Here is a 23724-nt window from a genome sequence, read left to right as displayed (position 1 = left end):
TGACGTCTTCCTGATGCCTGATGGGGAGTGACCCAAAGGGCATCCGTGGTGTTTACTGGGCAGCGGTCTGATCCCTGGTGGGTCCGGACCTTTCCGGGAGGTCCTGGGGGTGGTGCCCCGGGGCCTCTCGTCTTTGCCGAGGGTTTATGCGGCCGTCATATGTCGCTCATCGAGAAGAGTCCCGTCTGCCCTCTGTCGGGGCACGTGGATAACCGCGATCGGCAATTGGGTAAATGGCTGAGGTATTTCTCGCCCGGATTGTGCGTGATCTTCTGTAACAAAACCCCGGCGCGAGGGGGTTCGCACCATGATCGCTATTCGTCGCGGTACCTTCGAAAACGCGACTGGCTCTTCACTCGCGGCGAGGGGTAGCTTTATCTCGCTCAACCGTCTCCACTCGCCCGGCCTCACCACCCGGGCGCTGTCGCACCTCCCGGAGAGAGCAGGACCCACCACCCCGGAACCCCGCTGATCAGCGGGGTTTCAGAGCGTCATCAGAACAGGGGATCCAGAGTCAATGCGCACCGCCCACCACGACGGCCCCGTTCCGCCGTCGTGCCGCGGACCTCGCGGCACCTTGCCCGTGACACGTAGTCACCATCGCGCGCCTCAGGGCGCGTACGCCGGGACGCGCGCCACCGTGAGCGCCGGAGCGGGGGAGCGGGCATGCCCGTGACCGTCGACACCGCCCGGCCGACCGACCTCCTGCTGGACCACGAGAACAAGCCCGAGGGAAGCTTCCTGCAGCGCCTGTCGGCCGAGGGCTTGAGCGCTCTGCTGCGGGCCGGACTGCGCAGCCGCAGCTTCGACCGGGACGAGCACCTGCCGATGGGGCAGGACGACCGCAACGTGTACATCATCTGGGACGGCGTCGTGCGCCAGGACCGGTTCCCGCTGGGGGACCGGGAGGGCGTCCCCAGCGTCACGCGGTTCCGGGGCGGCGGCCAACTGGTCGGCGAGGCCAAGCTCATCACCCCGGGCTCCGCCGTCCGCACCAGGTGCCTGACCAGGACCGTGGCGATCCCCTGCCGGGCGCGCCACTTCAACGTCCTGCTGGGCCGGCACCCCGAGATCCAGCTCGCCCTCCTGCGCAGCCTCGAAGACCGCAGCCGCAGCGACGAGCTCGTCTACACCCTGGCCACCCGGCCGCCCCTGGAGCGCACCAGCAGGCTCCTGGCGCATCTCGCCGACACCGCGGGCTCCCCCGGCCCCGGCACGGGGTGCGCCACCATCACCGGGCCGGGCCAGAAGGACATCGCCGCCGCCCTCCAACTCGCCGTCTCCACCACGGAGAACGCGCTCCGGACCCTGCGCTACCACGGCGTCATCGAGGCCCGGTACCGGCAGTTCATCGTCCACGACGTCGACGCGCTGCGTCACTTCGCCGCCGGGAGCTGAGCACAGCATGATGACCAGCACCACCACGCTGGCGATCGGCACCAGCGCCGGATCCCTGGCGCTGACCGCCGTCTCCTGCCTCGTCACGGGCGTCCTCGCCACGTACACCCTGGTGCACCACAAGCAGGTCTTCGCCTGGATGCGGAAGATGCGCAGCAAGGACGAGACGAACAGCGAACTCGACAAGCCCACCGAGTGGCTCGCCGACCTCTACAAGGCGCAGTGCCGCCTCGAACAGAAGCCCTGTCGCGCGGCCGACTTCGAGGACGTCTGCCAGGTCAGCAACATGATCAAGGGAATCGCCGACCACACGGAAGCCGTCCGCCCCGAACTGACGCGGGTCGTCGAGCGGGCCGCCGAATACATCGCCACCGCCCTGCCCGAGCAGGGGCCGGCCGTGAAGGTGCCCCTCTCGGAGCACCGTACCCAGCTCGTCAGGGCCATGCGGCAGGAGGACGCCCGCCACCAGCTGGCCCGCGCCATCATCGCCGCCCAGCAGAAGATCAAAACCCTGCGGCACGGCTGACTGCCCGTTTACGTCCGAGTCGTGTCCGAACCCGTTTACTTTCCGGAAATCCGGGCGTAGCCTCCGAGTGAAACCACAAGTTCGGGCATTGATCGGACACGGTCAGGCACTCAGTCGGAGGCGAACGGACATGTACGCACCGGAGCGGCAGCAGGAGATCCTCCGGCTCGCCCGTGACGGCGGCCGGGTCGACGTCGTGTCGCTGGCCGAGGAGTTCCAGGTGACGGCGGAGACGATCCGCCGGGACCTCAAGGCCCTCGACCGCGCAGGCCTGCTCCGCCGCGTGCACGGCGGTGCCATACCGGCGGGGCGTCTCGACTTCGAACCGGACCTCGCCGAACGCGAGAGCACCGCGGCCGACGAGAAGGACCGCCTCGCGAAGGCCGCCGTCGCGGAACTGCCCAGCGAGGGCACGCTGATCCTCGACGCCGGTTCGACCGTGGCACGGCTCGCGGCCGGCATCCCGCTGGAGGCCTCCCTCACCGTCGTCACGCACAGCCTGCCCATCGCCGCGCGCCTCGCCGACCACCCCGGCATCCAGCTCCACCTCGTCGGAGGACGCGTGCGCCACCGTACGCGCGCCGCCGTGGACGCCTGGGCGCTGCGCGCGTACGGCGAGATCCGGGCGGACGTCCTGTTCGTCGCCGCCAACGGCTTCTCCGCCGACCACGGCCTGACCACCCCCGACCTCGCCGAGGCCGCGGTCAAGCGCGCCGCGGTCGCCGCCGCCCGGCGCGTGGTGCTCCTCGCCGACTCCTCCAAGTACGGCCAGGAGCACTTCGCCCGCTTCGGCGACCTGAGCGACGTGGACCTGCTGATCACCGACAGCGGGCTGAGCCCGGAAGACGCCGCCGACATCGAGCGCGGCGGTACGGAAGTAGTGCGCGCATGATCCTCACGGTCACCCCCAACCCGTCCCTGGACCGCACGTACGAGGTCCCCTCGCTCGACCGCGGCGAGGTCATACGCGCCACCGGCGAACGCATGGACCCGGGCGGCAAGGGCGTCAACGTCTCGCGCGCCGTCGCGGCCGCCGGACGGCGCACGGTCGCCGTACTGCCCCTCGGTGGTGCGCCGGGCGCACTCGTCGCCGACCTGCTCGACGCGCAGGGCATCGAGGTCGCGCCGGTCCTGGTCGCGGGCGCCACCCGCTCGAACATCGCGCTCGCCGAGGCGGACGGGGTGCTCACGAAGATCAACGCACCGGGGCCCGAACTGTCCGCGGAGGAACAGGAGTTGCTCCTGGAGACGGTCCGCGCGCAGTCGCCGGACGCGGACTGGATCGCCTGCTGCGGCAGCCTCCCGCGAGGGCTCGCGCCCGCCTGGTACGCCGATGTCGTCGCCCGGGCGCACGCCGGCGGCGCTCGGATCGCCCTGGACACCTCCGGGCCCGCGCTCCTCGCGGCACTGCGCGAGCGGCCCGACGTCGTGAAGCCCAACGCCGAGGAACTCGCCGAGGCCGTCGGGCGCCCCCTGGCCACGGTCGGCGACGCGATGAAGGCGGCCGAGGAGTTGCGCGAGATGGGCGCACGCGCCGTGCTCGCCAGCCTGGGCGCGGACGGGCAGTTGCTCGTGGACGGCTCGGGCGCCTGGTTCGGCAGCGCGCGCGTGGACGTCGTACGCAGCAATGTGGGCGCCGGGGACTCCTCGCTCGCCGGTTTCCTGATCGCCGGCGGCAGCGGCCCCGAGGCCCTCGCCTCCGCGGTCGCGTTCGGCGCGGCCGCCGTCCAACTGCCGGGCAGCGTTATGCCCTCCCCGGGCGACCTGGACCCGGCGGCGGTGACGGTGACGGCGGAGGTGCCGGCGGATCGCGTGCTGAGGGAGCCGGTGTCATGAACGGATTCGTGAACCTCTGTACGGCTCCTGGCAGTTCGCTTGGCCGACCTCGGCGCGGTCCGATCCGCGGTTCGGTCCGCGGTCCGGTCCCCGGCTCGGTTCGCGGTTCGGTCCGAGATCCTCTTCGGCCGATTCCTGGGCGGCGAGGCGATCCCTTACTCACCGCCTCCCGTCCACTCACGGCCTCCGGTCCACTCACCGCCTCCGATCCGGTGGCCGTCGGCCCCGATCTCCCCCACTCCCCGCTCCCCACAACCCCCCGCACCGTCCCCGTCCCCATACGCGCCCACTCCACTCCCCGGGCGATACGCGAGCGAAGGAGCCCGCGATGAGCGACCTCATCACCGCGGACCTGGTCGACCTCGACCTGTCCGCCGATACCAAGGAAGCCGCGGCACGCGCCCTGGCCGAGCGCATGGTGACCCTGGGCCGGGTGACCGACCTGGAGGGTTTCCTCGCCGACGTCGCCGCGCGTGAGGCGCAGATGCCGACCGGTCTCGACGGCGGCATCGGCATCCCGCACTGCCGCAGCGAGTACGTCACCGAACCGACCCTCGGCTTCGGACGCAGCGCGGCCGGGATCGACTTCGGTGCCCCGGACGGCCCCGCCGACCTGATCTTCCTCATCGCCGCGCCCGCCGGCGCCGACGACGCCCACCTGACGATCCTGTCCTCACTGGCCCGGCATCTGATGAACACCGAGTTCACGGACGCGCTGCGGTCGGTGGGCGACGCGGAGTCGGCCGCGGCGCTGATCCGCGGGGACGAGCCCGAGGCCCGGCCCGAGGCCGAGGCCGGCACAGACTCCGTGGCGGCATCGGCGGCGGCCTCCGCCGACGCCGCCACGGACAGCACACCACCGGCGTCCGACGACGAACGCCCCTTCCGCATCGTCGCCGTCACCTCCTGCCCGACCGGCATCGCCCATACGTACATGGCGGCCGAGTCCCTGGAGAACGCGGGCCGCGAGGCGGGCATCGAACTCGTCGTCGAGCCGCAGGGCTCCGCCGGCTTCACCCGCCTCGACCCCGCGGTGATCGCCGCGGCGGACGGCGTGATCTTCGCCCACGACGTGCCCGTACGGGAGAAGGAACGCTTCGCCGGCAAGCCGACCGTCGACGTCGGTGTGAAGGCGGGCATCAACCGCCCCGGCGAGCTGATCTCCGAGGTGCGCGCGAAGGCGGAACGCGGTGAGGTGACGGCCGGTTCGGGCGCCGCGACCCCCGTCGAACGCGGCGGCGACGCGGGCGAGGGCTACGGCTCCAAGCTCCGCAAGTGGCTGATGTCCGGCGTCAGTTACATGGTCCCGTTCGTCGCGGCGGGCGGTCTGCTGATCGCCCTCGGCTTCGCGATCGGCGGCTGGGAGGTCAACAAGGCACCGTCGGTCATGGACCACTTCGCGTGGACCCAGGTGGACAGCTGGGGCGCGCTGCTGTTCCAGATCGGCGGCGTGGCCTTCCAGTTCCTCGTCCCGGTCCTGGCCGGTTACATCGCCTACGGCATGGCCGACCGACCCGGTCTCGTGCCCGGCTTCGTCGGCGGCGCGATCTCCCTCACCATCAACGCGGGCTTCCTCGGCGGCCTGGCCGCCGGTCTCATCGCCGGTGGCGTGGTGATGGCCATCCAGAAGGTCAAGATCCCCGCGGCGGTGCGCGGCATCATGCCGGTCGTGGTGATTCCGCTGATCTCCTCGGCGATCGTCGGCTTCCTGATGTTCGTGGTGATCGGCAAACCCATCGCCGAGGCCCAGAAAGGGATGACCGACTGGCTCAACGGCCTGTCCGGCGCCAACGCCGTCCTGCTCGGCGCCCTGCTCGGCCTGATGATGTGCTTCGACCTCGGCGGCCCGGTCAACAAGGTCGCGTACACCTTCGCCACCGCGGGCATCGCCGTCGCCAGCCCCAGCGACTCCGCGATGAAGATCATGGCCGCGGTGATGGCCGCGGGTATGGTCCCGCCGCTGGCCATGGCCCTGGCCACGACCGTACGCGCGAAGCTCTTCACCCCGACCGAGCGCGAGAACGGCAAGGCCGCCTGGGTCCTCGGCGCCTCCTTCATCTCCGAGGGCGCGATCCCGTTCGCCGCGGCCGACCCGTTGCGCGTGATCCCCGCGTCCATGGCGGGCGGCGCGGTCACCGGCGCCCTGTCGATGGCCTTCGACGCCACGCTGCGCGCCCCGCACGGCGGCGTCTTCGTGGTCCCGCTGATCGGCAACCCGTTCCTCTTCCTGATCGCCCTCGCGGCCGGCGTGTGTGTCACGACCGCCCTGGTGATCGTCCTGAAGGGCATGCGCAAGCAGGCCCCGGGCGCCGCGACCACGGCCGCCCCGGACGGCACCGCCGCGCCGACGGCGGAGAAGAAGCAGCCGGTCGCGGCGTGACCCGCTAAGGGGCAACTGCGCCATCTGCGAGATACATCACGGTCCGGGACCAAAGTCCCGGACCGTGTTGTCTACTGGGGCGCATGGCCGATGAGAGCGTCTCGATCCTGCAGTCACTGGGCGTCGCCCTGCTCGCCTTCGCCACGGCCGTCTGGCTGATCGGCCTGGTCCGCCTGCTGCGCCGCGCCCGCTCCGGCGCCGCCCTCTGGCGCACCGACCCCACCCTGCACGCCCTCCCGCACCAACGCCGAACGGCCCCCCACCTGGAGTCCGTCGAACTGACCCCGGCGGAGAAGGCCGCGTTCGCGGGCCTCGTACGACAGCTCAGCAACGGCAGTTGAGGCCGCGGGCGCGGGCCGAGTCGTCGTCGAGGGCGTCGGTGGGCGTCGGCAGACCTGCACGGCCCGGCGTCAGGAGACCTGGGCCGCCCGCCGCTCGATCGCGTCCCGGGCCGCGTCCTCGGTGACGTACACCTCGCACATGTGCCGCCCGTCCGGCGTCGCCGTGTGCTCGACCTCCCACAGGGAGACCTCCGCGCCGTCGCACAGCAGGAACGCGTGCTCGTAGAGCGCGAAGCACAACCCGGCGCGCACCGTGCGGCACGGGCGCCCGAAGGCCTGCGTGATCTGGTGCGCGCACGCCATGGTGAGCAGGTCGGCGGTGTCCGCGTCCGGCCGGTCGGTGTTCTCCGCGCGGCGCAGCAGCCGGCGCGCGTGATCCGCCGAATCGTCCGGCACGTACGCGTGCCGCGGCGCGGGGACCGGCGACAACTGCACCGTCACCGGCAGTTCGAAGTCCGGGGCGTCCGGCGGCAGCGGCAGACGCGCGGTGGCCGCCCGCAACTCCTCCTCGTCCACGTACACCTCGTGCTGCGCGATGCTGCCCGGCGCGGTGTTGTGCACGAGCTCCCAGAGAGTGAGCGCCGAGCCGTCGGCCAGCAGCCAGGTGTGCCGGTACGTCTCGCGGTGCAGGCCCGCGCTGTGATGCGCGGAGTGCAGCGAACTGTCGTGCGCCAGCGCGCAGTCGAGCCGCCGTATCGTCTCGTCCGGCAGCTCGAAGGAGTTCAGGGCACGGCCGAGGAGCCGTTCGAGATGCTCCTCCGGAGACTCGAACGACTCGGGTGGTTCGTACGCTGCCGTCTCGTACGGAACGCTCAAGGTTTCTCCCGGCGTTGCTGCATGTCACCTTGTGGGTGCATACCGTAGCCCCTCGGTCGGACATCATGTCCGGGAACCGAGAAAACGTACGTCCACAAAACGAGCGAGCCGCGCGGAGTGTTCCCGCGCGGCTCAAGAACCCGTCAAAACCCGCCGGTCAGGCGGCACTTCCGGCGGTCCACTCGCTCCACGGCAGGTTCCAGCCGTTGAGCCCGTTGTCCGGGGAGACCGTCTTGTCGGGGGAGTTCTTCACGATCACCACGTCCCCGATGAGTGAATTGTCGTAGAACCACTTGGCGTTCGTCGCGCCCTGCGCGCCCTGCACGTCCGCGAGCCCGACACAGCCGTGGCTGGTGCCCGTCCGGCCGAAGGGCGGGTTGCCCTTGTCGTACCAGTAGTTGCCGTGGATGAACGTCCCCGACGAGGTCAGCCGCATCGCGTGCGGCACGTCCGGGATGTCGTACTCGCCACCGAGCCCGACCGTCCGGCTGTTCATCCGCGTCTGCGTGAACTTCTCGGAGATCACCATCTGCCCGTTGTACGTCGTGTGCTCCGGGCTGCCCGACGAGATCGGCACCGACTTGAGGGTCCGACCATCGCGTACGACCGTCATGGTCTGCGTGTTGACGTCGACCGTGGAGACCTGCGAACGCCCGATGGTGAACGTGACGGTCTTCTTCTGCACCCCGTACACGCCGTTCGCGCCCTGCACGCCGTCCAGGTCGATCTTCATCGTGACCTTGGAGCCGGCCTTCCAGTACTCCTCGGGCCTGAAGTCGAGCCGCTGCGCCCCGAACCAGTGCCCTTCGACCTTCTGGCCGCTGGTCGAGGTGACCGTGATGTGCGACTGCACGGCCTTCGTGTCGCTGATCGCCTTGTCGAAGGTGAACGACACCGGCATCCCGACACCGACCGTCGTGCCGTTGTCCGGCGTGTACGTTCCGATGAAGCTGTTGGCCGAAGACACCGTCGTGAAGATCGAGTTGGCGGCCGCGGTCTTGCCGCTCGCGTCCTTCGCGGTCGCCGATATCTCGTACTTCGTCCCGCGCTCCAACTGCTCCTTCGGCTTCCAGGTACTGCCGTTCGCCGACGTCACGCCCTCGACGGCCTGCCCCGACCCGGCGACCGTCATCTTCACGACGGCCAGCCTGCCGCCACTGACCTTCACACCGGTCGTGTTGATGGACGCGTTGGTCGAGCCGTCCTTGGCGGAGATGACGATCTTCGCGACGGACGTCTTGACCGCCGTGTCTCCGTTCTTCCCGTCGCTCTTGCCGTTGGTGTCGGCATTGGCGTCGCCGCCACAGCCGCTGAGGGTGAGGGTGCCGACCACCAGGGCGGCGATGGCCCCCAGTACGCGCCGCGCTGCTATGTCCGGCGTTGTCACGGGCTGCTCCAGGTTCGTGTGATGTGCGTGATCCGCTCCGATGCGTGAACAAAGAGGGACCGCACACCGGGTGGGGTTGCCTGCGTTCCCCATGAACACCATCGCGTGACAAAACCTGGACAATCGCGGGAGCGTGGTTGGGGCGCGGGGACGGTGCTTGGGACGGCCTTGTGCTGCTCGTGGGGGGCTTGCTTGCGTTGCTCGTGGGGGGGGTCCCTCTCACGAGGCGCCTCACTCGCGCTTCGTTCTCCTCCTGGGGGCCCCTCCCCCCTCCCCCCTCCCCTCCCTCCCCGCCCCTGGCGCCCCCGCCCCCACCTCCCCGCCGTCACCGCCCCCCGTACAACTCCCCGTACGACGGCCACTCCCCGCCCCCGCCCGCGCCCGTCACCGGCTTTGCGGCGCGCACGGCTCGTACGATCGCGCGCGTCACCAGGTCCGCGCCCGCCGCGAGGAGGTCGTTCAGGGCGAGGGGGTTCTCGGCGTCTAGGGGGCGGGCACCCGTCGCCAGCGCGAACACCGTGTCCCCGTCGTGGAGCAGGTGCACCGGCCGTACGGCGCGCGCGATGCCGTCGTGCGCTGTGCCGGCCAGCTTCTGGGCCTGCGCCTTGGACAGTTCCGCGTCGGTGGCGACCACGGCGAGCGTGGTGTTGAGCGGGGGGCGGGAGTTCTTCGCCTGGGTCTCCGCAAGGCGCCGGCGCGCGGCCTCGTGCACACCCGCCTCCGGATAGTTCACGCGCCCTTGGAACAACTCCCCGTACAGCACCCCCGTTTCGGGATCGACCACCGACCCCGCTGCATTGGCCACGACCAGCGCGGCCACCGTGACCCCCGAGTCGAGCACGACGCTCGCGGTACCGATCCCTCCCTTCAACGGCCCTGTCGTGGCACCCGTACCGGCACCCACGCACCCCTCCTCCACCCGCGCTCCGGCCGCACTCGCCGCGGCCGCCGCGGCCGCCGCCCTGCCGGTGGCCGCGTCCGGCCGGGCGGAGAAGTCGCCGCCCCGGCCGAGGTCGAAGACGCAGGCGGCGGGGACCACCGGCACGACGTGCGCCGGATCCGGCCCGACCCGCACTCCGCGCCCCTGCGCCTCCAGCCACGCCATCACCCCGGACGCCGAGTCGAGCCCGTACGCGCTGCCGCCGGTCAGGACGATCGCGTCGACCTTCTGCACGAGGTTGCGCGGGTCGAGGGCGTCGGTCTCCTTGGTGCCGGGACCGCCGCCGCGTACGTCCACGGCGGCCACGGCGCCTCCCTCCGGCGCGAGGACGACGGTGGTGCCGGTCAGCCAACCGTCACCGATGCGCGTCGCATGGCCCACCCGCACACCGGCCACATCCGTCAATGCGTCAACTGTCATGGGCCCAGTCTCGCCCGGCGGGAGGCACGGTCACGTGAGCGGCGGGTGCGGTGCGCGTATTCGGGGTGTTGGTGCTTGGGGTGCCCGTATTCGGGGTGCGGGTGCTTGGGGTGCCGGTGTTCGCGGTGCGGGCGGTCGGTGTGCGGGTACTCGGTGTGCCGGCGCTCGGAGGCCGGGCGCTCCCGTCACACCTCCTGCGTCGCCCTGCGCTCCCCGGCCACCATGCGCGCCGTCAGCGTCACCCCGGTCGCCACCGTCAGCGCGGACACGATGCCGGCGGCGAGTACCGCCCAGTCGCCCAGGAACGTGCAGAGGATCACCAGCAGGGCGGCGGTCGGCAGGACCAACTGCTGGGCCGTGCCCACCTTGTAGAAGCGTGCGTGCAGCAACCAGACCGTGAGCAGGAACAGCGCCGTCGGCAGCGTCACGGCCGCCGACGCGGCCAGCGTGGAGATGTGCGCCTTGCCGACCGCCTGTTCCACCGCTACCTCCAGACCCGCGCCGATCGCCGCCGCCGACGCGAAGATCACGTAGTGGCCGTAACCCCAGAGGAAGGACTGCCGGTTGGAGCGCAGATGCCCGTGGATGGGCACCACGAAGTAGATCCACCAGGCGGCGAAGATGATCAGCAATCCACCCGACGCGATGGGCAACAGCTCGCCCAGGGCGTCGTTCTCGTCGACGCCCGTCTTCACGGCGACGGTGGCCGAGGCGATGGTCTCGCCGAGCACGATGATCGTGAACAGCCCGTACCGCTCGGAGATGTGGTGCGGGTGCCATGAGGTCGGGTGGTCCTTCTCCGCGTAGAGCGGTACGCACATCTCCAGGACAGCCATCACCAGGAAGACCCAGGCGCGGCCGCCCTCGGGCAGGACCAGCAGCCCCAACCAGCCGACCTGGCACAGCAGTACACCGCCAGCGTACCGCAACGCCGTCGTTCTCTCCGCGCCCTCGCTCGACCGCGCGACCCGCAGCCACTGCGCGCTCATGGCGACCCGCATGATCACATAGCCCAGCCAGACGGCCAGGAACTCGTGGTCCTCGAACGCCCGGGACACCCCGGCCGCGAGCACGAGCACTCCGGCGATCTGGATCAGGGTGACGACCCGGTAGAGCACGTCGTCGTTGTCGTAAGCCGATGCGAACCAGGTGAAGTTCATCCACGCCCACCAGATGGCGAAGAAGACCATCGCGTAGTTGAGGATCCCCTCGCCCGGATGCCCTTCGGCCACGGAGTGCACCAGTTGGATGCCCGCCTGGGCGACGGCCACCACGAAGCACAGGTCGAAGAAGAGCTCCAGTGGGGAGGCGACGCGGTGCGCCTCGTCCCGGCCGCGGGCCGTGATCCTGCGCAGGGGTCTGTGGCGTGCGGGCTCGCCGGAGGGCGCCGACGACGGAGTCGAACTGCTCGTCATGGGTCCAGCACACCAGATAATCGGCGGAAATTCTTGTGAAAGCATTCACAAATGCACAGGGGTCGTACCCTGGGGACATGACCACCGCCCCCGATCCGGCCACCGCCCCCGATCCGGCCACCGCCCCCGACTCCGCCGGCCCCGGCCCCGCCGCTCCCGAGCCGGCCGCCCCCGCGCCCGCCGTCTCGGAGTCCCGTAGGCCGAAGCCCTCGCTGATCTTCGACGACCCGCTGGACCAGCAGTCCTCGGACGACACGGACCGCGGCTGGGGCGAGCGTCCTGGCACCGACAGCGGCGGCGCGGCGGACCTGAAGCGCTTCCTCGACGAGAAGCCGCCCCACCACATCTGAACCGCGCCGACCGCCCCCGTCACCGCTGCTTGCGCTACGGCTGCCGCTCGCCGTTCCCGGAGCCGCGCTGCGCGACCAGGGCGTCGCGGATCTCCTTGAGGACCTCCAGCTCGGTCAGCTCGATGACCTCGTGCGTGCCTTCCTTCGCCTTGTCCCGGGCCGCCTGTCGTGCCAGGTACTTCGACATCGGCAGGACCATCAGGAAGTAGACGACGGCCGCGGTGATCACGAAGCTCAGGGCGGCGCCGAGGACCGAGCCCCACATGAGCTGGATGCCCTTGTCGCCGGAGCAACTGTCGCTCAGGCACGAGCTGTAGCTGTCGAGGTTCTGGGTGCCGATCGCCCCGACGAGCGGGTTGATGAGCCCCTTCACCACCGCGTTCACGATGTTGGTGAACGCGGCGCCGATGACCACCGCCACCGCCAGGTCGACGACGTTCCCGCGCATCAGGAAGGCCTTGAAGCCCTGCCAGACGCTCGGATCCTTCTTCTCGCTCACCGCGGGGCCTCTTCTCGCATGCGCCGGTTGTGGAACAAACAGCTCCGCAACCTACGTCAGGGCAAGGTCGCCCTGTCCAATTGGGTAGCTCGAACGAGGGACTTGACAAGCGAGGGTGCAGAACGCGGACGGCGTGGACCAGGTGATTCACATGAATCGTGCGGATTCCGTGGACGACTTGATTCAGCACAGCGTCACCGCCAACCGTGCCGTCGCCCCGGCGCCGGCCAGCCGCGCCGCGAGCGAGCGCGGAACCGACAGCACGACCAGCGCCCCGCTGTCGACCGAACTGTCCAGCGGTTCAGGCACCTTGGTCACCCGCGCCCCGCGTGCGACCACGCGCGCGTCTCCGCCCGTCGCCGTCTCCCGTGCGGCGATGACGTCGACCCGGTCGCCCGGCCGCAGGAGCCGGACCGTGGCGCCGTCGGTGATCCGCACCGGCGCGGCCACCATCTCGACGGCCCGGTGGTGTCGTACCGGATCCGCCGCCGGATGTCCGCGTGCCCGGTCCGTGTTCTGCGGTCCCGCCGCCACCAGCGCGGCCGCCGTCACGGCCAGGCCCGCGGCCAGCGCCCGCCGTCGATGCCGTACCAGCCGCCGCAGTTGATACCGCCCGCCGCGCACCCGCACGGGAGCGAAGTGCGGGACCTCGCAGGTGGCGGGGGCGTCGGTGCTGGGCGGGCGCTGCGCCCAGCGCGGGGGAGCCGGAGAGGAGAGGACGGGAGGGTGTGGGAAGGTCATGTGGGTCACCACCTGCGACGAGGGATCGGCTTGCGAACCCACGATGGGGCTTTTCGCCGAAGCTAGCCGCGGCCGGTGGACGACCGACGGGTTGTGGACAACTCCCTCACTCGAACGGGAAGTTCCGAGCCACTCCGCCGATCAGGGACCGGCTACGGCAGCGCGAACCCCGGATCCATCCCGCCAAGTGCCGTCGTGCACAGGCAGTCCCGTTCCTCCGTGGCGGGCAGGGCGGCCACCGCGTCGAACAGCACCCCGCGCAGCCGGTCCACGTTCGCCGCGAACACCCGCAGTACCTCGTCGTGCGAGACGCCCTCGCCGGTCTCGGCGCCCGCGTCGAGGTCGGTGACCAGGGTCAACGACGTGTAGCAGAGCTCCAGTTCACGGGCGAGGGACGCTTCCGGGTGGCCGGTCATGCCCACGATCGACCAGCCCTGCGCCTGGTGCCAGAGCGACTCGGCGCGGGTCGAGAAGCGCGGCCCCTCGATCACGACCAGGGTGCCGCCGTCCACCGCCTCCCAGTCCCGTCCGCGCGCGGCCTTGAGCGCGGCGGCGCGGCCGGTGGGGCAGTACGGGTCGGCCAGGGACACGTGCACGACGTTCGGTACGTCGCCGCCCGGCAGCGGCAGGCCGTCGAAGTACGTCCCGGCGCGGGACTTCGTACGGTCGACGAGTTGGTCCGGCACGAGCAGCGTGCCCGGTCCGTAGTCGGGGCGCAGGCCGCCCACCGCGCACGGGCCGAGGACCTGGCGCACCCCGACGGACCGCAACGCCCACAGGTTGGCCCGGTAGTTGATGCGGTGCGGGGGCAGATGGTGGCCGCGTCCGTGCCGGGGCAGGAAGGCGACCCGGCGGCCGGCGACCTCGCCCAGGAAGAGGGAGTCGCTGGGTGGCCCGTACGGGGTGTCCACCTCGACCTCGGTCACGTCCTCCAGGAACGAGTAGAAGCCCGAGCCGCCGATGACACCGATCTCTGCGTTCGCCATGACCAGCACAGTAATCGGCCCCGGCGGCGAGAGGTGAGGCGCTCCGGGAACACCTCCAGGAACACCGAAGACCCTGCCGTCCTGTGACGACAGGGTCCCGTAGGCGAGTCCTAGGCGGCGGAGCTGCTGCTGGAGGAGGAGCCGGTGCTCGACGACTTCGACTTCGAGTCCGAGGAGGACGAAGAAGAAGACGATGACGAGGAAGACGACGAGTCGCTCGAAGAGGACGACGACGTCGACTTGGACGACGAGGCCGGCGCGCTGCTCGACGAGGAGCCGCGGCTGTCGTTGCGGTAGAAACCGGAGCCCTTGAAGACAATGCCGACCGCCGAGAACACCTTCTTCAGGCGGCCACCGCAGTTGGGGCACTCGGTGAGGGCGTCATCGGTGAACTTCTGCACCGCCTCGAGGCCCTCGCCGCACTCGGTGCACTGGTACTGGTAAGTGGGCACTGTCTTCCTCCTGGCACTCTCACTCAGTGAGTGCTAACGACGGTCCATAGTGACGTATTCCTGAGGATCAGTCCACCGTCACCGGCACGCGGTGACCGACGCCACGTGCCACGGTCCGGCTGCGGGGCCGCACCGCGAGGCGTGAGCGGAGGGTCAGGAGAGTCGCCAGAGCCAGTATCGTGCCCGCCGCGGGCACCAAGAACCCGGCGCCCGTCCAGAAGCGGTCCTCCAGCTGTCCGGCGACGGTGACGGCAGCCGCCTGGCCGAGCGCGACCGCGCCGGTCAGCCAGGTGAACGCCTCGGTGCGGGCGCCCGCCGGGACCAGGCCCTCGACGAGCGTGTAGCCCGTGATCAGCGCGGGCGCGATGCACATGCCGACGAGCAGGCCGAGGCCGGCCAGGACGAGCACCGAGTGCGCGGCCCAGAGCCCGGAGGCGGTGAGGGCGAGCGCGCCGTAGCCGACGACCAGGCGTCGCCGCGGGGCGGTCTTCCACGCGATCGCGCCGCAGACGATCCCGGAGAGCATGTTGCCCGCCGCGAAGACGCCGTACAGGACGCCGTTGAGGCCGGGTTCGCCGATCGACTCCGTGAACGCGGCCAGGGAGACCTGCATGCCGCCGAAGACGGAGCCGATGCCCAGGAAGGTCACGATCAGCACGCGCACCCCGGGGATGCTCAGCGCGGAAACGTGCTCCACGCGTGCGTGCCCGCGGACCGCGACCGTGGGCTGAGTGCTCTTCTGCGCCGCGAACAGCAGGCCGCCGATGAGTGTCAGCGCCGCTTCTGTCACCAGGCCGGCGGCCGGGTCGACGGCCGTGCACAGGGCGGTGGCGAGCAGCGGGCCGAAGACGAAGGTCAGTTCGTCGGTGACGGACTCGAAGGCGGCGGCGGTGGTCAGCAGGGGCGAGTCCTGGAGCTTCACGCCCCAGCGGGCGCGCACCATGGGGCCGATCTGCGGCACCGAGGCGCCGGTGGGCACGGCCGCCACGAACAGCGCCCACAGCGGCGCGTGGGCCAGCGCGAGCGCGGTCAGGGTCAGGCCCGACAGCGTGTGGATCAGGACACCGGGGAGCAGGACCGTGCGCTGCCCGTAGCGGTCGGCGAGACGGCCGCTGTAGGGCGCGAACACGGCCATGGAGACGCCTGTGACGGCCGCGGCGGCGCCGGCGGCGCCGTACGAGCCGGTGGTGTGCTGCACGAGCAGCACGATGGAGATGGTGAGCATCGCGAACGGCTGGCGTGCCGCGAAGCCGGGGAGCAGGAAGGTCCAGGCGCCGCGGGTGCGCAGCAGCTGTCCGTATCCCGGGCGGGTGGGAGCCGGCGCGTTCTCCGACGGCTCGGTGGTGACCGTGGATGCCACGGCCCGTGCCTTTCTGCCGCCTGGTAGCGCGCCCGTGCGGGGGCGCCGAGAGCTGTCCTCTTGCGCGGAACTGCGGTAGATGCCGGAGCCCGCTGTCTCCCTGTGGAGAGCGATCCGACCGCCATACGGTCGCGCCAGCTCTGCGTCAGGCAGAGTTGGTTCGATCAAAGTCTGCCTTCATCCTACAGGGATCAAGGGCTGGTGCTCCTGTGAAAGTGAGCACCATGTGGACGCTCGCCTGCGATTGCGTCGGGCGTGAATTGTGCGAAACGCACCCTTAACGCCCCAGGGGCACGTCACCGCCCCGCGCCCGCCCCGTCCGTCCCCAGCCAGTCCGCCAGCTTGCCGCCGTGGCCCACCGCGCGCAGGCGTCGTTCCGCCGCGTCCCGGACGGGGTCGGTGGCGACGACGAGGAGTTCGTCGCCGTGCCGCAGGACCGTGGTCGGCAGCGGGACAAACGATTTTCCCTCGCGGACTACGAGGGTGACGGCCGCTCCGGCGGGCAGCCGCAGTTCGGCCACCTCGACGCCGTGCATCTTGGAGCCGTCGGGAATGGCGACCGACAAGAGATGACCGCGCAGCCGCTCCAGGGGCGCCGACTCGATGCCGAGGTCCGCGGCCTCCGCGTCCCCGCCCAGGCTCAGCTTGCGGGCCAGCCAGGGCAGGGTCGGGCCTTGGATGAGGGTGTAGACGACGACCAGGACGAAGACGATGTTGAAGATGCGGCGGCTGGCGTCGACGCCCTCCACCATGGGGATCGTCGCCAGGATGATGGGCACCGCGCCGCGCAGCCCGGCCCAGGACATGAGGGTCTGCTCCTGCCAGGGCACCCGGAACGGCGTCAGACAGACCACCACGCTCAAGGGCCGCGCCACCATCGTGAGCACCATGCCGATGACGAGGGCGGGCCAGATGTCGTCGCCGAGTTCGTGCGGGGTGACCAGGAGGCCGAGCAGCACGAACATGCCGATCTGGGCGATCCAGCCGAGCCCGTCGGCGAACCCGCGCGTGGCGGGCCAGTGCGGCAGCTTGGCGTTGCCCATCACCATCGAGGCGAGGTAGACGCCCAGGAAGCCGCTGCCGTGCGCCAGGGCGCCGCCCGCGTACGCGGTGACGGCGATGGCCATGACGGCGATGGGGTAGAGGCCGGAGGCGGGCAGGGCGACGTGTCGCAGCCCCCAGGCGCCCAGCCAGCCCACCGCGAGGCCGATGGCGGCGCCGATGGCCAGCTCCAGCGCTATCTCGCCGATCAGCGCGTACCAGTGGTCGACCGGGCCCGCCGTGGAGAAGGCGACGACCAGGATGACGACAGGGGCGTCGTTGAAGCCGGACTCGGCCTCCAGGGTGCCCGTCACGCGCGTGGGGAGCGGGATCTTGCGCAGCACCGAGAAGACGGCCGCCGCGTCCGTGGAGGAGACCACCGCCCCGACGATGAGCGCCTGGCGCCATTCCAGCCCGATCAGGTAGTGCGCGGCCGACGCCGTGACCCCGACGCTCACCGCGACGCCGACCAGTGCCAGCGCGGAGGCGGCCGGCAGGGCCGGCTTGATCTCCTTCCACTTCGTGCCAAGTCCGCCCTCGGCGAGGATCACGACCAGGGCCGCGTATCCGATGACCTGGGTCAGTTCGGCGTTGTCGAAGCGGATGTCGCCGACGCCGTCCTGCCCCATGGCGACGCCGATCCCCAGGTACACGAGCAGGCTGGGGAGTCCGCTGCGCGAGGAGATCCGGACCGCGGCCACGGCTACGAGCAGGACGAGCGAGCAGACGAACAGGAGCTGGTTGAGGTGGTGGACAGTCAGCGGCCGTTCCCTTCCCTGGCTCACGCGCATCCCGCGCGGGAGCTCACGTACATAGGACACGAGCCCATGGAGCTCCGCATCCAGGTACTTCGTTACCTTACCTAACTCTTGACGATTCCTTGACACTCGCCGAGGCATGATCGAACGCTCGTCCGCGCTCGTTCCGGACACCGCGTCAAGGGGCTGTGGGCCCTGCGCCTATGGTTGCTCCAGCGCTCAGTCACATGGACCAGCCCGCCTGCCGCTCGCGGAAGGACAGCAAGGACAGCGATGCCCCCCAACACCACCGCCTCAACGGGTCGCAAGGCCCGCAAGTCCGGCAGGAAGAAGGGGCGCAAAGCCCGCCTTGTCGTCCTCGTCCTGGTGCTGGCCATCATCGGAGGCGTCGCCTACGGGGCGTACTGGTCGATCAGTACCGTCCGTGCGTCCTTCCCGCAGACGAAGGGCTCCATCACGCTCGACGGTCTGTCAGGACCCGTCGACGTCAAGCGCGACGGCTACGGCATCCCGCAGATCTACGCCTCCTCCGACGAGGACCTGTTCATGGCGCAGGGCTACGTCCAGGCGCAGGATCGGTTCTACGAGATGGACGTACGCCGGCACATGACGTCCGGGCGCCTGTCGGAGATGTTCGGCAAGGACCAGGTCAAGGACGACGAGTTCCTGCGCACCCTGGGCTGGGACCGGGTCGCCAAGGAGGAGTACGACACCAAGCTGTCGGCCTCCACCAAGAAGTACCTCCAGGCCTACTCCAAGGGAGTCAACGCCTACCTCCAGGGCAAGGACGGCAAGGACATCTCCCTGGAGTACGCCGCCCTCGGCTTCGTCAACGACTACAAGCCCGAGCAGTGGACCCCGGTGGACTCCGTGGCCTGGCTGAAGGCGATGGCCTGGGACCTGCGCGGCAACATGGACGACGAGATCGACCGCGCCCTGATGACCAGCCGGCTCGGCCCCAAGCAGATCAAGGACCTGTACCCGCAGTACCCGTACAGCCGCAACCAGGCGATCGTCCAGGAGGGCCAGTACGACGAGCTCACCCAGACGTTCGAGCAGGGCGACAGCGGCACTTCTGGGACGTCCACGAGCGGCACGACGGGCTCGTCCACCTCGTCGGCGGGTTCGGCCCTGCAGAGCCAGCTCTCGGGCCTCTACGACGTCCTGGACGACGTCCCCACGGCCGTCGGGGTGAACGGCCAGGGCATCGGCTCCAACTCCTGGGTGGTGGCCGGGAAGTACACCATCACCGGCAAGCCCCTGCTGGCCAACGACCCGCACCTGTCGGCCTCCCTGCCGTCCGTCTGGTACCAGATGGGCCTGCACTGCCGCACGGTCTCCGCCAAGTGCCAGTACGACGTGACCGGTTACACCTTCTCGGGCATGCCCGGCGTCGTCATCGGCCACAACCAGGACATCGCCTGGGGCATGACCAACTCGGGAGTCGACGTCACCGATCTCTACCTGGAGAAGCTCAGCGGCGACGGCTACCTGTACGACGGCACCGTGAAGCCCTTCAAGTCCCGTACGGAGACCATCAAGGTCGCCGGCGGCGCCTCCAAGAAGATCGTCGTCAGAGAGACGAACAACGGACCCCTGCTGTCCGACCGCGACGACGAACTCGTGAAGGTCGGCAAGAAGGCCACCGTCGACACGGCCGCGCCCGACAGAGGCGACGGCTACGGCATCGCCCTGCGCTGGACCGCGCTGGACGCGGGCACCACCATGGACGCCGTCTTCGCCATCGACAAGGCGTCCAACTGGACCGAGTTCCGCTCGGCGGCCGCCAAGTTCGACGTGCCCTCGCAGAACCTCGTCTACGCCGACACCGACAACCACATCGGGTACACGCTGCCCGGCCGGATCCCCATCCGCGCCAAGGGCGACGACGGTTCGATCCCCGCGCCGGGCTGGGACTCCAAGTACCAGTGGACCGGCTTCATCAAGCAGGACGAGCTGCCGTACGAGTTCGACCCGGAGCGCGGCTACATCGTCACCGCCAACCAGGCCGTCATCGACCCGGACAAGTACCCCTACACGCTCACCACGGACTGGGGCTACGGCACCCGAAGCCAGCGCATCACCGACCTGATCCAGTCGAAGATCAAGGGCGGCGGCAAGATCTCCACCGACGACATGCGCCAGATGCAGCTGGACAACAGCAGCGAGATCGCCAAGCTGCTCGTGCCCAAGCTGCTGAAGATCGACATCGACGACAAGGACGTCCGCGAGGCGCAGAAGCTGCTGGAGGGCTGGGACTACACCCAGGACGCCGACTCGGCCGCGGCCGCCTACTTCAACTCGGTCTGGCGCAACATCCTCAAGCTCGCCTTCGGCAACAAACTGCCCAAGGAACTGCGGGTCGAGGGTCAGTGCCTGTGGGTCGACCCCGTCAATGACACCGGGCCCGTGGACGACACCCAGAAGGTCAGAGAGTGCGGTCAGCGCGACGCCGACCAGGCGCAACCCGACGGCGGCGATCGCTGGTTCGAGGTCGTGCGCACCCTCATGAACGACCCCAAGAGCGACTGGTGGACCACGCCCAAGTCGGGCACCCGGCCGGGCGCGACCAACAACCGTGACGACCTGCTCAAGCGCGCCATGATCGATGCCCGCTGGGAGCTGACCTCCAAGCTCGGCAAGGACATCGACACCTGGAGCTGGGGCCGGCTGCACCGCCTGTTCCTGAAGAACCAGACCCTGGGCACCAGCGGCCCCGCCGTCGTGCAGTACATCCTCAACCGCGGCCCCTGGAAGCTCGGCGGCGGCGAGGCGACCGTCAACGCCACCGGGTGGAACGCGGCCGGCGGTTACGGCGTCGTCTGGGTGCCGTCGATGCGCATGGTGGTCAACCTTGACGACCTCGACAAGTCAAAGTGGATCAATCTCACCGGCGCCTCCGGGCACGCCTTCAGCGCGCACTACACCGACCAGACGAGCAAGTGGGTCGACGGCGAACTGCTGCCGTGGTCCTTCACGGACAAGGCCGTCGACGACAGCACGAGCGACACACTGGTCCTGAAACCGTGAGCCGCCCGCGGTAGCCGGCCACGACCTCGAAGGGCCCTCCACGCACGCGTGGAGGGCCCTTTCACGCGTCCACGGACCTCACCCGCCCCCCCGGCTACCGGAAGCGGTGCACCGCCGACGGCGTCACCGCGGCCTGCACGGGCCGGTCGTGCGCCTCCGCCGGAACACGCTCGACGACCTCGGCGTCGTAGAGGAGCACCACCAGTGCGGGATGCACGTCCGCGCGCTCCAGACGGGCGAGCACGCGGTCGTACGACCCTCCGCCGCGCCCCAGCCGCATTCCGCGCGCGTCGACCGCGAGGCCGGGCAGCAGCACGGCGTCCGCCTCGATGACGGCCTCCGGGCCCAGCCGCGTGCCGGTGGGCTCGAACAGCGCCATCTTTCCGCCGTGTTGGACCCGGGCGAGGGAGCCCTCACCGGCGTAGGAGCCCCAGTCCAGGTCGTTGTCCGGCAGGAGCGCGGGGAGCAGGACCCGCACGCCCCGCGCGTGCAGCGCGTCCAGCAGCGCGAGCGTTCCGGGCTCGCTGCCCACGGAGACGTACGCCGCCACCGTGCGCGCGTGCGCCAACTCGGGCAGTTCGAGCGCGCGTGTGGCCAACTCGCCCGCGGATTCCCGCACGTCATCCGCCGTCAACCTGTTCCTCACCGCGATGAACTCTCGCCGCAACATTCGCTTGTCAGGCTCGGCCGCACGTCCGATGTGACTCACAGATCGCACCCGTACCCTTCCTAATGCGCTCATATGAGAGCTAATTAACCGGAGCCACAGATTCCCTGCAAAGGCACCGGATAAGGTTGCGGACATGACTCAGTCGCACCCCAGGATCAGCAAGGCTGTCATTCCCGCAGCCGGCCTCGGCACCCGGTTCCTGCCGGCCACGAAGGCCACTCCCAAGGAGATGCTGCCCGTCGTCGACAAGCCGGCGATCCAGTACGTGGTCGAGGAGGCCGTGTCCGCGGGCCTCGACGACGTCCTCATGATCACGGGGCGCAACAAGCGCCCCCTGGAGGACCATTTCGACCGCAACTACGAGCTGGAGTCGGCCCTTCAGAAGAAGGGTGACGCCAGCCGGCTGGCCAAGGTGCAGGAGTCCAGCGACCTCGCGACCATGCACTACGTGCGCCAGGGCGACCCCAAGGGGCTCGGTCACGCCGTGCTCTGCGCCGCCCCGCACGTCGGTCACGAGCCCTTCGCCGTCCTGCTCGGCGACGACCTGATCGACCCGCGCGACCCGCTGCTCGCGCGCATGGTCGCCGTCCAGGAGCAGCACGGCGGCAGCGTCATCGCCCTCATGGAGGTCGAGCCGGAGCAGATCCACCTCTACGGCTCCGCGGCCGTCGAGCCCACCGCCGACGGCGACGTCGTCAAGGTGACAGGCCTGGTCGAGAAGCCCGACCCGGTGGACGCCCCGTCGAACTACGCGGTCATCGGACGCTACGTCCTGGACCCGCACATCTTCGACATACTGCGCAAGACCGAGCCGGGCCGCGGCGGCGAGATCCAGCTCACCGACGCCCTCCAGCAGCTCGCCCAGGACGAGAAGGTCGGCGGCCCGGTGCACGGCGTCGTCTTCAAGGGCCGCCGCTATGACACCGGCGACCGCGGCGACTATCTGCGTGCCATTGTCAGACTCGCGTGCGAACGTGAAGATCTGGGCCCGGACTTCCGGACCTGGCTTCGCAGTTACGTAGCCGAGGAGATGTAGCGATTTGAGCAGCGCCGCGCCCCGCACCGCCGGCCCGGACCACCTGTGGTCGGTGGAGGAACACCTGGAGGACATCCTCGCCACCGTCCGTCCCCTCGAACCCATCGAGCTGAACCTGCTGGACGCCCAGGGCTGCGTCCTCGTCGAAGACATCACGGTGCCGCTCTCGCTGCCGCCCTTCGACAACAGCTCCATGGACGGGTACGCGGTACGGGTCGCGGATGTCGCGGGCGCGAGCGAGGAGTTCCCCGCCGTCCTGGAGGTCGTCGGCGATGTCGCGGCGGGCCAGGCCGACCTGCTCCACGTGGGCCCCGGCCAGGCCGCCCGCATCATGACCGGCGCCCCGCTGCCGCCCGGCGCCGAGACCGTCGTCCCGGTCGAGTGGACCGACGGAGGCCTCGGCGACGGACCGGTGACCGGGATGCGCGCCCGCAGCCTGGCCCCCGAGGCGGCCGAGGGCCATGTGCACGTGTACCGGCCGGCCGAGGCACGCGCGCACGTACGCGCGAAGGGCAGCGACGTGAAGGCCGGGGACCGCGCCCTGGAGGCGGGCACCGTCCTGGGCCCGCCGCAGATCGGCCTGCTCGCGGCGATCGGCCGCGGCACGGCACGCGTGCGCCCGCGTCCGCGCGTGGTCGTCCTGTCCACCGGCAGCGAACTCGTCCAGCCCGACGAGCAGTTGGGCAGCGGCCAGATCTACGACTCCAACAGCTTCGCCCTCACCGCGGCCGCCATCGACGCCGGCGCCATCGCCTACCGGGTGGGCGCCGTCGCCGACGACGCCGAGACCCTGCGCGCCACCATCGAGGACCAGCTCGTCCGCGCCGACCTCCTGGTCACCACGGGCGGAGTGAGCGTCGGAGCGTACGACGTCGTCAAGGAAGCGCTGTCGTACGTCGGCGACGAGGACGCGGCGGGCAGCGGCATCGAGTTCCGCAAGCTCGCCATGCAGCCCGGCAAGCCCCAGGGCTTCGGCTCCATCGGCCCCGACCACACCCCGCTGCTCGCCCTGCCGGGCAACCCGGTGTCGTCGTACGTCTCCTTCGAGCTGTTCGCGCGGCCTGCGATCCGCGCGCTCATGGGGCTCGACGACATCCACCGGCCCAGGACCCGGGCCACCCTGACCGCCGCCAAGGCGCTGACCTCGCCGAAGGGGCGCCGGCAGTTCCTGCGGGCCACCTACGCCGACGGCTCGGTGAGCCCGGTCGGCGGCGCCGCATCGCACCTGGTCGCGGCCCTCGCGCACGCCGACGCGCTGATCGTCGTACCCGAGGACGTGGAGTCCGTCGAGCCCGGCACCGAGGTCGAGGTCGTCCTGCTCGGCTGACCCCACGCGTGCGTG

Annotated in this window: 21 protein-coding genes; 10 read left to right on the top strand and 11 right to left on the bottom strand. The window is 70.4% G+C overall.

Going from position 1 to position 23724, the window contains the following annotated elements:
* The first annotated feature begins 666 nt into the window (after nt 1–666).
* The 6 genes from ACWDR3_RS02065 to ACWDR3_RS02040 all read left to right on the top strand — a co-directional run bounded on the left by ACWDR3_RS02065 (nt 667) and on the right by ACWDR3_RS02040 (nt 6481).
* A complete protein-coding gene (locus ACWDR3_RS02065) occupies nt 667–1398 on the top strand; it encodes a Crp/Fnr family transcriptional regulator (RefSeq protein ID WP_450350002.1) in 732 nt (243 codons plus the stop codon).
* 7 nt (nt 1399–1405) lie between these two features.
* Nucleotides 1406–1924, top strand: a complete 519-nt coding sequence (locus ACWDR3_RS02060; RefSeq protein ID WP_450350001.1) for a hypothetical protein — start codon at nt 1406–1408, stop codon at nt 1922–1924.
* A 130-nt stretch (nt 1925–2054) separates the two neighbouring features.
* Complete coding sequence (locus ACWDR3_RS02055; RefSeq protein ID WP_124003876.1) at nt 2055–2816, top strand: DeoR/GlpR family DNA-binding transcription regulator; 762 nt, start codon at nt 2055–2057, stop codon at nt 2814–2816.
* Nucleotides 2813–3760, top strand: coding sequence for a 1-phosphofructokinase (gene pfkB, locus ACWDR3_RS02050; RefSeq protein WP_450349999.1), 948 nt, complete (start codon nt 2813–2815; stop codon nt 3758–3760). Before ACWDR3_RS02055 ends, pfkB begins: the two co-directional genes overlap by 4 nt.
* 328 nt (nt 3761–4088) lie before the next feature.
* The gene (locus tag ACWDR3_RS02045; RefSeq protein WP_450349997.1) at nt 4089–6140 is read left to right on the top strand and encodes a PTS fructose transporter subunit IIABC; all 2052 of its coding nucleotides are present in this window, start codon (nt 4089–4091) and stop codon (nt 6138–6140) included.
* An 83-nt stretch (nt 6141–6223) separates the two neighbouring features.
* The gene (locus ACWDR3_RS02040; RefSeq protein ID WP_450349996.1) at nt 6224–6481 is read left to right on the top strand and encodes a hypothetical protein; all 258 of its coding nucleotides are present in this window, start codon (nt 6224–6226) and stop codon (nt 6479–6481) included.
* A 69-nt stretch (nt 6482–6550) separates the two neighbouring features.
* Here the strand turns inward: ACWDR3_RS02040 and ACWDR3_RS02035 are convergent, their stop codons facing one another.
* The 4 genes from ACWDR3_RS02035 to ACWDR3_RS02020 all read right to left on the bottom strand — a co-directional run bounded on the left by ACWDR3_RS02035 (nt 6551) and on the right by ACWDR3_RS02020 (nt 11459).
* On the bottom strand, nt 6551–7297 hold the full coding sequence (locus tag ACWDR3_RS02035) for a DUF6227 family protein (RefSeq protein ID WP_450349995.1): 747 nt from the start codon (nt 7295–7297) through the stop codon (nt 6551–6553).
* Nucleotides 7298–7454: 157 nt separating this feature from the next.
* The gene (locus ACWDR3_RS02030) at nt 7455–8684 is read right to left on the bottom strand and encodes a L,D-transpeptidase (RefSeq protein WP_450349994.1); all 1230 of its coding nucleotides are present in this window, start codon (nt 8682–8684) and stop codon (nt 7455–7457) included.
* Nucleotides 8685–9009: 325 nt separating this feature from the next.
* Nucleotides 9010–10044 (bottom strand): P1 family peptidase, encoded by a 1035-nt coding sequence (locus ACWDR3_RS02025; RefSeq protein WP_450349993.1) that lies wholly within the window; start codon nt 10042–10044, stop codon nt 9010–9012.
* 185 nt (nt 10045–10229) lie between these two features.
* On the bottom strand, nt 10230–11459 hold the full coding sequence (locus ACWDR3_RS02020; protein WP_450349991.1) for a low temperature requirement protein A: 1230 nt from the start codon (nt 11457–11459) through the stop codon (nt 10230–10232).
* 77 nt (nt 11460–11536) lie between these two features.
* Here ACWDR3_RS02020 and ACWDR3_RS02015 point away from each other — a divergent pair, with 77 nt between their 5' ends.
* Complete coding sequence (locus tag ACWDR3_RS02015) at nt 11537–11809, top strand: hypothetical protein (RefSeq protein WP_450350116.1); 273 nt, start codon at nt 11537–11539, stop codon at nt 11807–11809.
* Nucleotides 11810–11843: 34 nt separating this feature from the next.
* Here the strand turns inward: ACWDR3_RS02015 and mscL are convergent, their stop codons facing one another.
* From mscL to ACWDR3_RS01985, 6 genes are all read right to left on the bottom strand, one after another.
* Complete coding sequence (gene mscL, locus ACWDR3_RS02010) at nt 11844–12308, bottom strand: large conductance mechanosensitive channel protein MscL (protein ID WP_450349990.1); 465 nt, start codon at nt 12306–12308, stop codon at nt 11844–11846.
* Between the two features lie 183 nt (nt 12309–12491).
* Nucleotides 12492–13049 (bottom strand): hypothetical protein, encoded by a 558-nt coding sequence (locus ACWDR3_RS02005; RefSeq protein ID WP_450349988.1) that lies wholly within the window; start codon nt 13047–13049, stop codon nt 12492–12494.
* A gap of 152 nt (nt 13050–13201) precedes the next feature.
* Nucleotides 13202–14035: an S-methyl-5'-thioadenosine phosphorylase gene (locus ACWDR3_RS02000; protein WP_450349986.1), complete on the bottom strand. Its 834-nt coding sequence runs from the start codon at nt 14033–14035 to the stop codon at nt 13202–13204.
* Between the two features lie 110 nt (nt 14036–14145).
* Nucleotides 14146–14487 carry an FmdB family zinc ribbon protein gene (locus tag ACWDR3_RS01995; protein ID WP_450349984.1) on the bottom strand — a complete coding sequence of 114 codons (342 nt, stop codon included), beginning with the start codon at nt 14485–14487 and terminating at the stop codon, nt 14146–14148.
* 67 nt (nt 14488–14554) lie between these two features.
* Nucleotides 14555–15847, bottom strand: a complete 1293-nt coding sequence (locus tag ACWDR3_RS01990) for an MFS transporter (RefSeq protein ID WP_450349982.1) — start codon at nt 15845–15847, stop codon at nt 14555–14557.
* A gap of 296 nt (nt 15848–16143) precedes the next feature.
* On the bottom strand, nt 16144–17679 hold the full coding sequence (locus tag ACWDR3_RS01985) for a potassium/proton antiporter (RefSeq protein ID WP_450350111.1): 1536 nt from the start codon (nt 17677–17679) through the stop codon (nt 16144–16146).
* Nucleotides 17680–17919: 240 nt separating this feature from the next.
* Between ACWDR3_RS01985 and ACWDR3_RS01980 the strand changes: the two genes are divergently transcribed.
* Nucleotides 17920–20676 carry a penicillin acylase family protein gene (locus tag ACWDR3_RS01980; RefSeq protein ID WP_450349981.1) on the top strand — a complete coding sequence of 919 codons (2757 nt, stop codon included), beginning with the start codon at nt 17920–17922 and terminating at the stop codon, nt 20674–20676.
* Nucleotides 20677–20770: 94 nt separating this feature from the next.
* Here the strand turns inward: ACWDR3_RS01980 and ACWDR3_RS01975 are convergent, their stop codons facing one another.
* Nucleotides 20771–21346, bottom strand: a complete 576-nt coding sequence (locus tag ACWDR3_RS01975) for a 5-formyltetrahydrofolate cyclo-ligase (protein WP_450349979.1) — start codon at nt 21344–21346, stop codon at nt 20771–20773.
* A gap of 133 nt (nt 21347–21479) precedes the next feature.
* Between ACWDR3_RS01975 and galU the strand changes: the two genes are divergently transcribed.
* Both galU and glp read left to right on the top strand, forming a co-directional pair.
* Nucleotides 21480–22382 carry a UTP--glucose-1-phosphate uridylyltransferase GalU gene (gene galU / locus ACWDR3_RS01970; protein WP_124003860.1) on the top strand — a complete coding sequence of 301 codons (903 nt, stop codon included), beginning with the start codon at nt 21480–21482 and terminating at the stop codon, nt 22380–22382.
* Between the two features lie 4 nt (nt 22383–22386).
* Entirely contained in the window at nt 22387–23709 is a 1323-nt protein-coding gene (gene glp / locus ACWDR3_RS01965; RefSeq protein ID WP_450349978.1) for a molybdotransferase-like divisome protein Glp, read from the top strand.
* Nucleotides 23710–23724 lie beyond the last annotated feature (15 nt).

It is taken from the genome of Streptomyces sp. NPDC001002 (assembly GCF_053599215.1).
This window is presented reverse-complemented; position numbering and strand designations above follow the sequence as displayed.

Excerpts from the sequence above, each read along its gene's own strand:
- ACWDR3_RS02040 (WP_450349996.1), top strand. The coding sequence starts at position 6,224 with ATGGCCGATGAGAGCGTCTCGATCCTGCAGTCACTGGGCGTCGCCCTG.
- ACWDR3_RS01985 (WP_450350111.1), bottom strand. The coding sequence starts at position 17,679 with ATGCGCGTGAGCCAGGGAAGGGAACGGCCGCTGACTGTCCACCACCTC.
- ACWDR3_RS02045 (WP_450349997.1), top strand. The coding sequence starts at position 4,089 with ATGAGCGACCTCATCACCGCGGACCTGGTCGACCTCGACCTGTCCGCC.
- ACWDR3_RS02065 (WP_450350002.1), top strand. The coding sequence starts at position 667 with ATGCCCGTGACCGTCGACACCGCCCGGCCGACCGACCTCCTGCTGGAC.
- ACWDR3_RS02025 (WP_450349993.1), bottom strand. The coding sequence starts at position 10,044 with ATGACAGTTGACGCATTGACGGATGTGGCCGGTGTGCGGGTGGGCCAT.
- ACWDR3_RS01980 (WP_450349981.1), top strand. The coding sequence starts at position 17,920 with ATGCCCCCCAACACCACCGCCTCAACGGGTCGCAAGGCCCGCAAGTCC.
- ACWDR3_RS02055 (WP_124003876.1), top strand. The coding sequence starts at position 2,055 with ATGTACGCACCGGAGCGGCAGCAGGAGATCCTCCGGCTCGCCCGTGAC.
- ACWDR3_RS02020 (WP_450349991.1), bottom strand. The coding sequence starts at position 11,459 with ATGACGAGCAGTTCGACTCCGTCGTCGGCGCCCTCCGGCGAGCCCGCA.
- ACWDR3_RS02005 (WP_450349988.1), bottom strand. The coding sequence starts at position 13,049 with ATGACCTTCCCACACCCTCCCGTCCTCTCCTCTCCGGCTCCCCCGCGC.
- pfkB (WP_450349999.1), top strand. The coding sequence starts at position 2,813 with ATGATCCTCACGGTCACCCCCAACCCGTCCCTGGACCGCACGTACGAG.
- ACWDR3_RS02000 (WP_450349986.1), bottom strand. The coding sequence starts at position 14,035 with ATGGCGAACGCAGAGATCGGTGTCATCGGCGGCTCGGGCTTCTACTCG.
- ACWDR3_RS02060 (WP_450350001.1), top strand. The coding sequence starts at position 1,406 with ATGATGACCAGCACCACCACGCTGGCGATCGGCACCAGCGCCGGATCC.
- ACWDR3_RS01975 (WP_450349979.1), bottom strand. The coding sequence starts at position 21,346 with ATGTTGCGGCGAGAGTTCATCGCGGTGAGGAACAGGTTGACGGCGGAT.
- ACWDR3_RS02015 (WP_450350116.1), top strand. The coding sequence starts at position 11,537 with ATGACCACCGCCCCCGATCCGGCCACCGCCCCCGATCCGGCCACCGCC.
- galU (WP_124003860.1), top strand. The coding sequence starts at position 21,480 with ATGACTCAGTCGCACCCCAGGATCAGCAAGGCTGTCATTCCCGCAGCC.